The organism is Pararhizobium sp. A13 (assembly GCF_040126305.1).
Classification (GTDB): Bacteria; Pseudomonadota; Alphaproteobacteria; order Rhizobiales; family Rhizobiaceae; genus Pararhizobium.
The window spans coordinates 1,563,557-1,576,797 of the sequence record NZ_CP149510.1 but is presented as its reverse complement, the minus strand read 5'-3'; the positions used below and the strand labels follow the sequence as shown (position 1 = coordinate 1,576,797).

Sequence of the window (13,241 nt, the reverse complement as noted above, 5' to 3'; positions counted from 1 at the left end):
GTGATTTAATTTCAATCGATTTAAAGCAATGTGAGCGGAAATGCCAGTGCCGTTTTCAGGCTGTCGCCAGCGCACTGACGCCGCCATTGCGGCCGGACCATTCGAGCGGCGCATTGAGGAAGGATTCGACCTCCGACAGGGTCTTTTCGTCGAACAGTTTCTGCGCCTTGGCAACCGCCAGAACGTCGCGCCAGGTGGCAAGGTTGTGCAGCCTCACGCCCTTTTCCTGCATCTCGGCGCGGGCCTTGGGGAAGATATCATAGTAGAACAGGGCGATACCATGATCGACCACGCCGCCGGCCGCGCGGATGGCGTCGATGAACGTGAACATCGAGCCGCCGGCCGTCGTCAGGTCCTCGATGACGAGGACACGCGCGCCGTCGGGCATATGGCCTTCGATCTGGGCATTGCGGCCGTGGCCCTTCGGCGCCTTGCGCACATAGATCATCGGCAGCGCCAGCCGTTCGGCGAGCATCGCTGCAAAGGGAATGCCCGCCGTCTCGCCACCGGCGATGACGTCGAACTGCTCGAAGCCGGCCTCGCGCAGCACGGTCGCGGCGGCAAAATCCATCACCGTCGAGCGGATGCGCGGATAGGAGATCAGCTTACGGCAATCGATATAGACCGGGCTCGCCATGCCCGAGGCGAGCTTGTACGGCTGGTCGGCGCGGAAATGCACCGCCTTGATTTCCCAGAGCATCTTGGCGACGAGTTCTGCCATGACGGCCTTGTCGGGAAAGGATGTCTGGATCATCGGCGGTCTCCTGCGGCTGTGAATTTTATCTGCCGCGCATAGCAGTTCAGGCCTTCGAAAGCCAGAGGCGGAACGCTGGCGGCACAGGACTTTGCCGCCAGCGTGATGTTATTTCTCCTGGCAGAAAGCGATGCGGTTGCTGAAGGGATCGATCACCGTGACCTCCAGCCCCCAGGGCGCCTCCTCGAGCCCGGGCTTCATGTAGCGATAGTCCTTGCCCGCCAGTTCCAGCTGCAGCGCGACGGCATCCTCGATCCAGACGAACGCCTTGGCACCGGGACTTGCATCACCCGCATGCTCGCTGAGATGGAGGATCATGCCCTCGCGGGAAACCTGGGCATAGAGCGGAAAGTTGTCGCCGAAACGATGTTCCCAATCCAGCGTGAAGCCGAGGAAACCGCAATAGAATTCCATTGCCTTGGCAACATCAAAAATCCGGAAAATCGGGATCGGCGGCTTGATGCCAATGGCCGCTTGCGATTTTTCCGGTGCTTTGTCGGCGGTATCGATTTTGGCGGACAGGATATTCCACTGATCGTAGCCGAACTGCGCGGCGACGATTTCCAGGGCTTCGCTGTGGGTAAGGCCTGTCTTGCGGTCGGCAAAGGCCTGTTTCAGGACCTTGGCCATGAGCTTTGCATCGCGAAAATCGCGCATCATTCATCCTCCGGATGGCGGCAAACAGGATGATCAGTGCCCGCTTTGCTGACCCGTTCGCCATCAACGCCAAAGGCAAGGATGAGAAAGGTTTTTCGAGGATGCATTCACCATCGTGCCGAGGCACCGCGGGACGGCTGGCCGCATCCGGCCAACCGCAGTGTTAGGCGATGTTTTTGGCGCAATCAAGCCGGTTCGCTTAGACCACTTGCCAATGCAGCGGGAACATCGGGTCGAACACGGTGACTGTTCCCGCCTCCGTTTCGATCTTCTCCGGGAATTTGACCGGCTCGGCGTTCTTGCGCAGCGTGATCGTCTCTTGGTTGATCGGCAGGCCATACCAGCGGGGGCCGTTGAGCGAGGCAAAGGCTTCCAGCTTGTCCAGCGCATTCTCCTGCTCGAACACGTGGGCGAGGCAACTCATCGTATTGATCGAGGTATAGATGCCGGCGCAGCCGCAGGCGCACTCCTTCAACGGGTCCACATGCGGCGCAGAATCGGTGCCGAGGAAGAAGCGGGCGTCACCCGAGGTCGCTGCGGCGCGCAGGGCCAGGCGATGCATCTCGCGCTTGGCGACCGGCAGGCAATAATAATGCGGGCGGATGCCGCCGACGAGGATGGCGTTGCGGTTGATGATCAGGTGATGGGTGGTGATCGAGCCGGCGAGATTGGCTTTCGATGATTTGATATAGTCGATGCCGTCCTTCGTGGTGACGTGCTCCATCGTCACCTTCAGGTCCGGCAGGCGGGCGCGCAGCGGATCGAGCACGGTATCGATGAAGACGGCTTCGCGGTCGAAAATATCGACCTCGGGCGTCGTCACCTCGCCATGGACGCAGAGCGGCAGGCCGATCTTCGCCATGCGTTCCAGCACCGGCATGGCATTTTCAAAATTGCGCACGCCGCCATGTGAATTGGTGGTGGCGCCGGCCGGATAGAGCTTGACCGCGGTGATCAGGCCGCTTTTGTGGCCGGCCTCAACATCATCCGGGTTCGTGCCTTCGGTGAGGTAAAGCGTCATCAGCGGCTCGAAGCTGTCGCCCTTGGGAAGGGCTGCCATGATGCGCTCGCGGTAGGCTGCCGCATCGGCCGTCGTGACGACCGGCGGCACCAGATTGGGCATGATGATGGCGCGGGCGAAATGGCGGCTGGTGTCGCCGATCACGCCCTTCAGCATGCCGCCGTCGCGCAGATGCAGATGCCAGTCGTCGGGGCGGTGGATCGTAAGTTCGGTGACGGCGTGCGTGCTCATGACGGGGTTCTCCAGGCGCAATATACTGGCGCATGGTTCCGGGGCATGCGCTGACCGAAGGTTCGGATAGCATCATTATACGCGGGAAAACAATGATCGACTGCCGGCGTCACGCGGTATCGAAAATCTCGATGGCGATATCGGCCGATCGGGAATTGTCGATGATCCGCTTTCCATTCGGCAGGTCGTTGCCGTAGAGCTTCCATTCGATGCCGGCGGCATCGAGGCCGTAGTGGATCCAGCGCTGCCGCAGGCGTTCCTCCAGAACCTCGTAGGACGGACCGACGAAGATCGACAGGTCGAACATCCCGTCGAGCCGCGACCAGGGCGCCTCATCGAGCAGCAGATAGTTGCCTTCCGCCAGGATGATGCGCGTCTCTGGCGCGATCACCCGGGCCGAGGCGATGGCGATCTCGCGCGAGCGGTCGAACACCGGCACCAGAACCTCCTCGTCCGCCTTTCGCACGGCCGCAACGATGTCGATGAAGGCGCGGACGTCGAAGGTTTCCGGCGCGCCCTTGCGTTTCAGCAGGCCGCGCGCTTCGAGGACGCCGTTATCCATGTGGAATCCGTCCATCGGCAGGACGGCGGATTTTTCGCCGCGCCGCGTCAGCTCGTCCTGGAGGGTATCGGCAAGGGTGGACTTGCCGGCCCCGGGAGGGCCGGCAATGGCGACGATGAAGCGTGGCAGCTTCCCGGCTTTCGCGATGACGGCGTCGGCGATGGCCGCAAGCGTCATGGTCATGCGGCGAGCGCCTCGCGTGGCGGCTCCTTCGCGCCGGTCATGAAGGCCACGGCATCCGACATGGTGTATTCCTTCGGATTGATGACGCAGAGGCGTTTGCCAAGCCGGTGGATGTGGATGCGGTCGGCCACCTCGAACACATGCGGCATGTTATGCGAGATGAGCACGATCGGCAGGCCGCGCGCGCGCACATCGAGGATCAGTTCCAGAACCCGACGGCTTTCCTTCACCCCGAGCGCTGCCGTCGGCTCATCGAGAATGATGAGCTTGGAGCCGAAGGCCGCGGCGCGAGCCACGGCCACACCCTGGCGCTGGCCGCCGGACAGCGTCTCCACCGCCTGATTGATGTTCTGGATCGTCATTAGACCGAGTTCCGACAATTTGTCCCGAGCGATCTTTTCCATCGCCGCATGATCGAGCATGCGGAAAATATTGCCGAGCGGCCCGGATTTGCGAATTTCCCGGCCAAGGAACATGTTGTCGGCGATCGACAGCGCGGGAGACAAAGCAAGGTTCTGGTAAACCGTCTCGATGCCCGCCTTGCGCGCCTCGATCGGCGAACGGAAGTTCACGACCTCGCCGTCCAGGCGGATTTCACCTTCGTCCGGATGGATCGCGCCGGAAATCGCCTTGATCATCGAGGACTTTCCGGCGCCGTTGTCGCCGATCACGGCAAGGATTTCGCCCTTGTAGAGATCGAAATCGGCATGATCGAGTGCGGTGACGCGGCCGTAGCGCTTGACGATGCCACGCGCCGTGAGAATGGGTTCCTGAGCCATCAGCCTGCCACCTTTCTGATCCACTGGTCGATTGCAACGGCGGCGATGATGAGCACACCGATCAAGAGATAGGTCCATTGCGGGTCCGTGCCGATCAAGCGCAGGCCGAGCTGGAAGACGCCGACGATCAGCGCCCCGAACAGCATGCCCATGATCGAACCGCGGCCGCCGAAGAGCGAGATGCCGCCGATCACCACCGCGGTGATCGATTCGATGTTGGCGAACTGGCCCGCCGTCGGCGAAACCGAGCCGATACGGCCGATCAGGGTCCACCCGGCAAGCGCGCAGATCAAGCCCGACAGGACATAGACCGACATCAGCATCTTCTTCACATTGACGCCTGAAAGTTCTGCGGCGTCCGGATCGTCACCGACCGCGTAGACGTGCCTGCCCCATGCGGTTTTGTTCAGCACATACCACAGGATGCCGACGAGCAGCACCATGGTGACCACGCCGTAGGTAAACACGGCATTGCCGATCCGGATATTGCTGCCGAAGAACTGAAGGAGCGGCGCGCTGGTGCTGATGTCCTGGGAGCGGATCGTTTCGTTAGCGGAATAAAGGAAGTTCGACGCCAGCACGATCTGCCACATGCCGAGCGTGACGATGAAGGGCGGCAGCTTCACGCGCGACACCAGCCAGCCATTGACGGCACCACAGAGCCCACCGACGGCAATGCCGCAGATCACCGCTATTTCCGGCGGAAAGCCGTAGCGGAAAGTAAATTGCCCCATCACCACGGACGAAAGCACCATGATCGCGCCGACCGACAGGTCGATGCCTGCCGTCAGGATGACCAGGGTTTGCGCGGCGCCGACGATGCCGGTGATTGCCACCTGCTGCAGGATCAGCGTCAGGGAAAAGGCCGAGAAGAACTTCGAGCCGAGAACCGATCCGAAGACGATCAGCGAAAGGACCAGCACGATCAGCGGCACCGCCGCCGGCCTCTTGTGCAGAAAGTGCTGGGCCTTCTGCAAGGGTGTCTTGTCATGCGTATCAAAGGAAGCAACCTGCTTCGAGCTGCCACTCAGGACCTTTTCGAATTCCTGTGATGGCTGCGAGGCTACTGTCGGTTCGCTCATGAAAAATTCCTCCCGCCTCTTAAAACCGTTCCCGTCGGTATGGGCTCCTCACCCCACCCGCCTGCGCGGCACGCCGGACGGCGGGCAGGGCAAGGGGAGAAGTGTGCCCACGGTTATGGCGTTTTGTCAAAATGACAGTCATAGCTTAAACGAAGGGCGGCCGAAGCCGCCCGTCGTCCCGTTCAGCGGCGGGGTATCAGCCCCAGCACTTGTCCGTGCCGGCCTTGGTGTCGATCGATTCAACGCCAGCGGCGGGCTTGTCGGTCACGAGCGACACACCCGTGTCGAAAAAGTCCTTGCCTTCGGTCGGCTTCGGCTTTTCACCGGTGTCGGCGAATTTCTTGATCGCTTCGATGCCGAGCGAGGCCATCAGCAGCGGATACTGCTGCGAGGTGGCGCCGATGACGCCATCGATGACGTTCTTGACGCCCGGGCAACCGCCGTCGACCGACACGATCAGAACGTCCTTTTCCTTGCCGACCGCCTTCAGTGCTTCATAGGCGCCGGCTGCGGCTGGCTCGTTGATCGTGTGAACGACATTGATGGACGGATCCTTCTGCAGAAGGTTTTCCATGGCGGTGCGGCCGCCTTCCTCATTGCCGTTGGTGACGTCGTGACCGACAATGCGCGCATCGTCTTCGTCGCCGATCTTGTTGGCATCCTTCGGGTCGATGCCGAAGCCGATCATGAAGCCCTGGTCACGCAGGACGTCGACGGTCGGCTGGGACGGCGTCAGGTCGAGAAAAGCCACCTTGGCGTCCTTGGCCTTGTCGCCGAGGGTTGCAGCGGCCCACTGGCCGATCAGCTTGCCGGCGAGCAGATTGTCGGTTGCGAAGGTTGCATCGGCGGAATCGGCCGGTTCAAGCGGCGTGTCCAGCGCGATCACGAGAACACCGGCGTCGCGCGCCTTCTGCACGGCCGGCACGATGCCCTTGGTGTCGGAAGCCGTCAACAGAATGCCCTTGGCACCGTCGGCAATGCAGGTTTCGATCGCCGCGACCTGGCTTTCGCTGTCGCCGTCGATCTTGCCGGCATAGGATTTTAGCTCGACGCCGAGTTCGGCCGCCTTGGCGGTCGCGCCTTCCTTCATCTTGACGAAGAAGGGATTGGTGTCGGTCTTGGTGATGAGGCAGGCCGAAACGTCGGCGGCCTGGGCAGGTGCAGCAAAAACAACGCCGAGCGCAAGCGCGCCGAGAGCGGCGGAAACAATAGTCGTCTTCATGAAATCCTCCCAAGGATTGAAAATTGGAACCGGTCTACCGGCTCGTCAGGCCTCGCCCACCACAACATCTCCACTGCCGCGGTTGGCGCTTCCGGGCACAAAACAAACATCAAAACCAAACCCTGTCAATAAATAAATCAAATTGAATTATTAAAAATCTGTGGCATTCTCTGCGCAGAAAATGTGCATGCGCTTTTCACGGGTGCAACGTGCACGCAAAAATGGAATGAAGGCGCAATCAGGAGGCCGGTCCGAAAGACACCCAGTTCGGACAGGAGATGGCGCTGACGGGAGGACCAGGGGCATGACACCACAAGCCGATTCCGGCACTGCCCTGCCGATGCCGGACGTACTGGATCCCGGCGGCGGCGCGAACCTCACACGTGTGCGCGCCTATAACGAGCGGCTGGTCATGTCGCTGGTGCGCCGTCACGGCAGCCTCTCGAAGGCCGATATCGCCCGGCGCTCCGGCCTCTCCGCGCAGACGGTCTCCGTCATCATGCGGGCGCTTGAAAAGGACGATCTGCTGATGCGCGGCGATCCGGTGCGCGGCCGCGTCGGCCAGCCCTCCATTCCGATGCGGCTCAATCCGGATGCGGTCTACTCCTATGGGGTCAAGATCGGCCGGCGCAGCTGCGACCTCGTGCTGATGGATTTCGTCGGCAATATCCGCCTGCAATTGCACCAGATCCACGCCTATCCGATGCCTGACGAGATCCTGACCTTCATCGTCGAAGGCATACCGAAGCTCGAAAAGGTGCTGACGGACGAGCAGCGCGGGCGCATCGCCGGTGTCGGTATCGCGACCCCCTTCCAGCTGTGGAGCTGGGCCGAGGAGACCGGCGCGCCGAAGGAGGCGATGGACAGCTGGCGCGGTTTCGATCTGCGCAGTGAAGTGGCTGCGCGCACGCGTCATCCGGTGCTGATGCAGAACGATGCCACGAGCGCCTGCGGTGCCGAGCTCATATTCGGGGTCGGCGCCTCCTATCCGGACTTCATCTACTTCTACATCGGCTCCTTCATCGGCGGCGGCATCGTCCTGAATTCCTCGCTATTTTCCGGCCGCACGGGGACCGCCGGCGCAGTCGGCCCGTTGCAGGTTTCCGACAAGAACGGCAAGCCGCAGCAGCTTCTGAAAATCGCTTCGATCTTCGTGCTTGAAAATCTGCTGCGCGAAAGGGGCATCGATCCGAAACCGCTCTGGTACTCTGCCGATGAATGGATCGACTTCGGCGAGCCGCTCGAGACCTGGATACAGCTCACCGCAGCAGCGCTCGCCCAGGCGATCGTCTCTTCCGCTTCGATCATCGATTTCAGCGCGGCCGTCATCGACGGCGGTTTTCCCGGCTGGGTCCGCGAACGCATCGTTGCCGCCATCCGCAAGGCCGCCGGCGAACTTGATCTCGAAGGCGTCGTCATGCCAGAAATCATCGAAGGTGCCGTCGGCGCCCAGGCCCGCGCCATCGGCGGCGCCAGCCTGCCGCTTTTCTCCCGCTATCTCATCGATACGAACGTACTTTTCAAGGAAACAGCCTGATGCTGAAAGGTCTAAACCCGATCCTGAGCCCCGAGCTTCTGGCGACGCTCCGAGCAATGGGTCATGGCGACGAAATCGCGCTGGTCGACGGCAACTATCCGGGCCTCGAACATGGCCGCCGGTTGATCCGGCTCGACGGTCATCAACTGATCCCGGTTCTCGACGCGATCCTGAGCGTCATGCCGATCGACGATTTCGTGCCGGAAGCGATTTTTCGCGCCACGGTCAAGCAGGACCGCGATGCGCTTGACCCCGTGCATCGCGACATCATCGCCTGCTGTGCCAAGCATGAGCCCGATCGCGTGGTTACTCCCCTGCTCGGACCGGAATTCTATCCAAGGGTCAGGGCCGCGCATACGGTCGTCCAGACCAGCGAGCCGCGGCTCTATGGCAATGTCATCCTGCGCAAGGGCGTGATCTACCCCTGACGCTTGCTCCAAAACAAATGGCCCGCCGGGTGGTCCCGGCGGGCCATTTTCAATCTGTCCGTACTCAGGCGTTGGCTGGGACACCGCGGCGGGCATCAACCGAGATCGATCCCGGACCGAAAGCGGCGAGAACCAGGAAGCCGCCGGCGATCGTGATGTTTTTCATCATCATGATCTGGTTGAACATGCTCAGCATGCCGTTTGCCTCGGGAGAGAAGGTCGGAACGTTGATCGGTCCACCGTGAAAGACGAAAGCGGTAAACACACAGAAGGCGGCAAGCAGATAAGCCGCGATGCGCGTCTGGAAACCGACCAGAATGGCCAGTCCGCCGATCAGTTCGAACAGGCCGGCGAGGTAGGCCAGCGCCGTTGCTGCCGGAAGGCCGGCATTGGCGATCATGCCGGCGGTCGAGCCAGCGTCGGTCAGCTTCGAAAAGCCGGACATGATGAAGATGACGGAAAGCAGAATGCGTCCGACGAGGACAACGGCGTTTTGCGGCATGGGAAAGACTCCGGTTTGGGTTCGTTGTGGCGCTAGATTTATCAGCAATTCCAAATTCATCCAGCCCATCAGGACGAAACAGATCGTTCACAATAACAAAACAACGCACCCCGGTCGTCAACATTGCGTGATAAGGTACCCGCTCCAGAAGCCCGGCTGCCGCAATTCCATTGGAACCGCTGAGAGATATGGTGCCCAGTCGATTTTCCCTGGTCTTTTTTGTTGCAACACCTTGAAGACTGCGAGAAGAATTTTGCTGCGGCAGAAATGAGCTTGGGCACGGGGAAACAGTATGAGTGAAATCAACAAAAGTCCCGCCTTCTGGCGTTCCTTTCCGATCTTCGAAGAATTCGACAAGGAAACGGTGGCGGCTGTTGCAGCGCTTGCGACCTACCGCAAATGGGCGGCCGGGACGGTAATCTTCCAGCGCGGTGATGAAGGCAACCATATGATTGCCGTCTTGTCCGGCCGCATCAAACTATCGCTCATCACGCCTCAGGGGCGCGAACTGCTTTTGCGGCACATCGAGGCCGGAGCTCTCTTCGGCGAGATGGCCATCCTCGACGATCAGCCGCGCTCGGCCGATGCCACGGCGATTACCGTCACCGAAGGCTATGTCATCGGCAAGAAGGCCTTTCTCGACTTCATCACCCATACGCCAAACGCCGCCGAATCGATCATCCGCTACCTCTGCTCACAATTGCGCGATACGACGGACCGGCTGGAAACGATCGCCCTCTACGACCTGCATTCGCGTGTTGCCCGCTTCTTCCTGGCGACGCTCAAGCAGATCCATGGCAACGAACTGCCCGAAAGCGCCAACCTGCGGTTGACGCTCAGCCAATCCGACATCGCCGGCATTCTCGGCGCCAGCCGCCCGAAGGTGAACCGCGCCATCCTGGCGCTCGAGGAATGTTCGGCCATCAAACGTGCCGACGGCGTTATCACCTGCCATATCGGACGTCTGCAGAAGATCGCGGAACCCGAAGAGGAATAAGGCTTTGAAAAGCTTCCGCCTGTCCCGGGTCAGGCCGCTCTTTGCCGGAGCGGTCGCGAGCGTTTTGAGCGCGCTGTTCTTGTTCTACTACGCCGGACCGGTGCTTGAAACGCAGCGGGAGCTTTTCTTCGATTCGCTCACCCAATGGGTGCCGGCGCCGCAGTCCGCTCAGATCGCCGTCATCGACGTGGACCGGAAATCGGTGCAGCAAACCACGCAGAAGAGTTGGGGCCGGGCAGAAACGGCCGATCTTCTCTCACGGTTGTCAGAGGCCGGTGCCAAGGCTGTCGCGGTCGATTTCATTTTCAGTACGGCCTGCGATCCCGCTGAGAAATCCAATGCCGCGCTGACGCAGGCGATTTCGCGCGTGCCTGTCATTCTCGGCTTTCTGATCGCGGATGGCGGTCCCGAGCATCCGGCGCCAGTTCCGCCCGTTGCGGTCCGGCGGCCGGTGGCCATCCCCGACCTGTGGTTCATCGATGGTGCCGAAGCCTCCTGCACGTTTCTGCAAAAAGCGTCGCGCTCTGCAGCGGCCGCCTTTCTCGTCGGCGACGAGGATGCCCGCATCCGCCGCGTCCAAGCTTTTTCGATCCTCGGCAACGATGCCTATCCGGCGCTCGGGATCGAGGCCGCGCGTCTGGCCGAAGGCGGGCGCACGCCGATCCTGGGCGGGCAACCGGCCTGGCTGAAGCTCGAAACCCGGCTGATCGAGCTGGACGAGGATGGCAGCCTGCGGTTTGCCGCAAGCCCGCTTGCCGCCATCGACGCGCGGACGGTATCGGCGGGGGATGTGCTGAGTGGCGCGGTTCCGGATGAGCGTTTCAAGGGCAGGACGGTCTTCATCGGCAGCAGCCTTCCCAATCTCGGCGGCTTGCGCTCCACGGCCTCGATGCCGCTCGAACCCTCCGTGCAAATCCATGCCGACATCGCCAATGCCGTACTGACCGGCTTCATCCCCAACCGCGACGCACAACTGCCGCTCTATGAGGCAGCGCTGGCCTTGATCGGCGGGCTGCTGGTCGCCTTGGTTGCGACCCGTCTGCGGCCGGTGACGTCGGCGCTGCTTGGGGTTCTGGCGATTTCCGCGACGATCGCGGCGGCAGCGGCGATCTATGCCGCCTCCGCCCTGCTGGTCGATGCCGTCGGCACCAGCCTCGCCCTCGTCTTTGTGCTTGTCGTCACCAGCGTGCTGCAGTTCGCTCGGGTCAGGCGAGCGGAATCGGCGGCGCGCAGCAAGTTTTCGCAATATTTGCCGCAATCCGTGGTGGCCCGCTACATCGACAACCCGGACGACGACCGCGTCGCCGGCGAGGAACGTCCCGTGACCGCGCTGTTCACGGACATCGAGGGCTTTTCCACCCTGTCGCAGAAGCTTGCGCCGCGTGACCTCGTCACCCTGCTCGACACCTACTATGCCGAGGTCAATGGCCTCGTTGCCCGATACGGCGGCATGGTCGACAAGGTGGTGGGGGACGCCGTGCATGCGTTCTTCAACGCGCCGGAGGATCTCAAGGATCACGTCAACAAGGCGCTCGATTGCGCCGAGGCGATCCGGGCCTTGACCGAGGAAATGCGGCGGCGACCGGGCTTCATCGAGCATCAATTCGGCCGCACGCGCATCGGTATCGAAACCGGGATCGCCGTGCTCGGTGAAGTCGGGGCCGGCGGCAAGCTGGACTACACCGCCCATGGCGACGCCATCAACCTTGCTGCCCGGCTTCAGGAAGCCAACAAGTTCCTCGGAACCGCCATCTGTGTCGGTCCGCAGGCTGCGGTCCAGAGCGGCCGCAGGTTGCGCTCGCTCGGCATGCACGAAATCCGCGGCTTCGGCGAAATGGAACTGTTCACCACCGAAGCCTGAGACAGGCCGCTAGCGCGTCAGGCCGACGCTCGCATAGGCTTCGACGATTCTCGCTTCCTTCCAGACGACCGTTTCCGTTGGCGCATCGCCGGGTCGTGCGATCTCGATGCCCTCGCCGGCGCCAACCAGACGCTCAACGCCGCCGCCCTCGACCGACACCTGCCCGTGTTCGACGAAGACAGCGAAAACTCCACGGTTCGGGCCAGCGAAGAATTTCGTTCCGCGCACGCCGATCATGCCGAATGTGGTGCGCAAGGCTAGGTCGATCTTCGGCAGGCCTTCCGGCCGATCAAAGACCATCTGCCCCATGCCGAGCTCCATCGTGCCGCCCTGGCCGGCGATGAAGCTGTCGACAAGAAGCTCCGTCTCGCTGCCGAGCAGGATACGAGTATCGTCGAGCTGCAGGTCGGCGAAGCTTTCCGCAGCGGTCCGGACAAAATCGTTGTCCATGATCTGCGCGCCGGTCGCCAATCCCTCTTCCTTCTCCGCCCGCTTGAGGCTGACCTTGCCGCGCACGTCGGCCGCCTTGCCGATGACGGTGCTTGCCTGCGTCGGAATGGGGAAAAATCCGCCCATGGCCAAAGCGCAGCCGGCGACGAATGTCCGCCGTCCGATAAGGACGTGCCGCATCGGGATGCTATCTCGCGTCATTGCCCTTGCTCCTTGTTCAAACAATCCGGTTCCGAAGCATCCGCGGCAGGCTGGGAAAGCCTGCTTGCCGGACACGCCTTTGGCCGGGTTGTTGTCATTCTTCCTCCCCGGCGGCGCGAAACGCTGTTTCCCAAGGAACAGCAGCAGGCCGGTGCGCCCCATAGGGTGGCACAAACACGAAGGAGAACGCCATGAAAAACGAAACCGACACGCGCATTTCAGTGATCAACGCGATCCTGCTCGCTGCCGTGAGCCTGCTTTCGATCGCAGCGATCGCCATCCCCTCCGCCCGCGCCGCCTCGCCAATGCTTCCGGCGGACCAGTGCGACGCCGAAGCCGGCAGCGAGCACGACCTGCAGCGCAACCTGTCCTTTCGTCCCGTCGCGACCAAGGACATCCGCATCGGTATTGCCCTTTCGGCTTGCCGCGAAGCCTATAACCAGGGCAGCGGCCCGCGGCAGACCTTTCAGCTCGCCCGCGTGCTCCACGCCGCAGGCCAGCAAGCACAAGCCTTCCAGATGCTCGAAAAAGCGTCGGAAGGCGGGCATGCGGTGGCGATGGTGAATTATGCGGTCATGCTCGGCGAAAGGGGTGACCACGACGCCGCCTTCGCGCTCTATCAGAAGGCGGCAGCCACCGGGAACATCATGGCCGCCTACAATCTCGGCGTCGCCTATCGCGATGGCGTTGGTACTTCCGCCAATGGATCGCTTGCCGCGCAGTGGTTCGAGCGGGCCTCGGTCGCCAAGGACAATCTCGGCGCCTTCAACCTCG

The 13,241-nt window shown here is 61.9% G+C and carries 13 protein-coding genes and 1 pseudogene; 5 read left to right on the top strand and 9 right to left on the bottom strand.

Features of this window, described 5'->3' with window-relative positions:
• Positions 1 to 55: 55 nt before the first annotated feature.
• From WI754_RS07620 to WI754_RS07590, 7 genes are all read right to left on the bottom strand, one after another.
• A complete protein-coding gene (locus WI754_RS07620; RefSeq protein WP_349437085.1) occupies positions 56 to 754 on the bottom strand; it encodes an orotate phosphoribosyltransferase in 699 nt (232 codons plus the stop codon).
• 108 nt (positions 755 to 862) lie between these two features.
• A complete protein-coding gene (locus tag WI754_RS07615; protein WP_349437084.1) occupies positions 863 to 1,411 on the bottom strand; it encodes a glyoxalase superfamily protein in 549 nt (182 codons plus the stop codon).
• A 199-nt stretch (positions 1,412 to 1,610) separates the two neighbouring features.
• Positions 1,611 to 2,663 (bottom strand): dihydroorotase, encoded by a 1,053-nt coding sequence (pyrC, locus tag WI754_RS07610; protein WP_349437083.1) that lies wholly within the window; start codon positions 2,661 to 2,663, stop codon positions 1,611 to 1,613.
• Positions 2,664 to 2,772: 109 nt separating this feature from the next.
• A complete protein-coding gene (locus WI754_RS07605; RefSeq protein ID WP_349437082.1) occupies positions 2,773 to 3,408 on the bottom strand; it encodes a nucleoside triphosphate hydrolase in 636 nt (211 codons plus the stop codon).
• Positions 3,405 to 4,187, bottom strand: a complete 783-nt coding sequence (locus tag WI754_RS07600) for an ATP-binding cassette domain-containing protein (protein WP_349437081.1) — start codon at positions 4,185 to 4,187, stop codon at positions 3,405 to 3,407. Before WI754_RS07600 ends, WI754_RS07605 begins: the two co-directional genes overlap by 4 nt.
• The gene (locus WI754_RS07595; protein ID WP_112847843.1) at positions 4,187 to 5,269 is read right to left on the bottom strand and encodes an ABC transporter permease; all 1,083 of its coding nucleotides are present in this window, start codon (positions 5,267 to 5,269) and stop codon (positions 4,187 to 4,189) included. Before WI754_RS07595 ends, WI754_RS07600 begins: the two co-directional genes overlap by 1 nt.
• A 196-nt stretch (positions 5,270 to 5,465) precedes the next feature.
• The gene (locus WI754_RS07590) at positions 5,466 to 6,491 is read right to left on the bottom strand and encodes a sugar ABC transporter substrate-binding protein (protein WP_349437080.1); all 1,026 of its coding nucleotides are present in this window, start codon (positions 6,489 to 6,491) and stop codon (positions 5,466 to 5,468) included.
• A gap of 304 nt (positions 6,492 to 6,795) precedes the next feature.
• Here WI754_RS07590 and WI754_RS07585 point away from each other — a divergent pair, with 304 nt between their 5' ends.
• Positions 6,796 to 8,028, top strand: a complete 1,233-nt coding sequence (locus WI754_RS07585) for an ROK family transcriptional regulator (RefSeq protein WP_349437079.1) — start codon at positions 6,796 to 6,798, stop codon at positions 8,026 to 8,028.
• Complete coding sequence (locus WI754_RS07580; RefSeq protein ID WP_349437078.1) at positions 8,028 to 8,456, top strand: RbsD/FucU domain-containing protein; 429 nt, start codon at positions 8,028 to 8,030, stop codon at positions 8,454 to 8,456. The genes WI754_RS07585 and WI754_RS07580 overlap by 1 nt, the downstream gene beginning before the upstream one ends.
• A 64-nt stretch (positions 8,457 to 8,520) precedes the next feature.
• On the opposite strand, the gene WI754_RS07575 is transcribed toward WI754_RS07580, so the two are convergent.
• Positions 8,521 to 8,958, bottom strand: coding sequence for a DoxX family protein (locus WI754_RS07575; RefSeq protein ID WP_349437077.1), 438 nt, complete (start codon positions 8,956 to 8,958; stop codon positions 8,521 to 8,523).
• 292 nt (positions 8,959 to 9,250) lie between these two features.
• Here WI754_RS07575 and WI754_RS07570 point away from each other — a divergent pair, with 292 nt between their 5' ends.
• Both WI754_RS07570 and WI754_RS07565 read left to right on the top strand, forming a co-directional pair.
• Positions 9,251 to 9,955 carry a Crp/Fnr family transcriptional regulator gene (locus WI754_RS07570; protein WP_349437076.1) on the top strand — a complete coding sequence of 235 codons (705 nt, stop codon included), beginning with the start codon at positions 9,251 to 9,253 and terminating at the stop codon, positions 9,953 to 9,955.
• Between the two features lie 4 nt (positions 9,956 to 9,959).
• Positions 9,960 to 11,816 (top strand): CHASE2 domain-containing protein, encoded by a 1,857-nt coding sequence (locus tag WI754_RS07565; protein WP_349437075.1) that lies wholly within the window; start codon positions 9,960 to 9,962, stop codon positions 11,814 to 11,816.
• A 9-nt stretch (positions 11,817 to 11,825) separates the two neighbouring features.
• Here the strand turns inward: WI754_RS07565 and WI754_RS07560 are convergent, their stop codons facing one another.
• A complete protein-coding gene (locus WI754_RS07560) occupies positions 11,826 to 12,446 on the bottom strand; it encodes a FecR family protein (RefSeq protein WP_349437764.1) in 621 nt (206 codons plus the stop codon).
• A 212-nt stretch (positions 12,447 to 12,658) separates the two neighbouring features.
• Here WI754_RS07560 and WI754_RS07555 point away from each other — a divergent pair.
• Positions 12,659 to 13,204 (top strand): annotated as a pseudogene (locus WI754_RS07555) (sel1 repeat family protein); the annotation flags it as partial.
• Between the last annotated feature and the right edge of the window lie 37 nt (positions 13,205 to 13,241).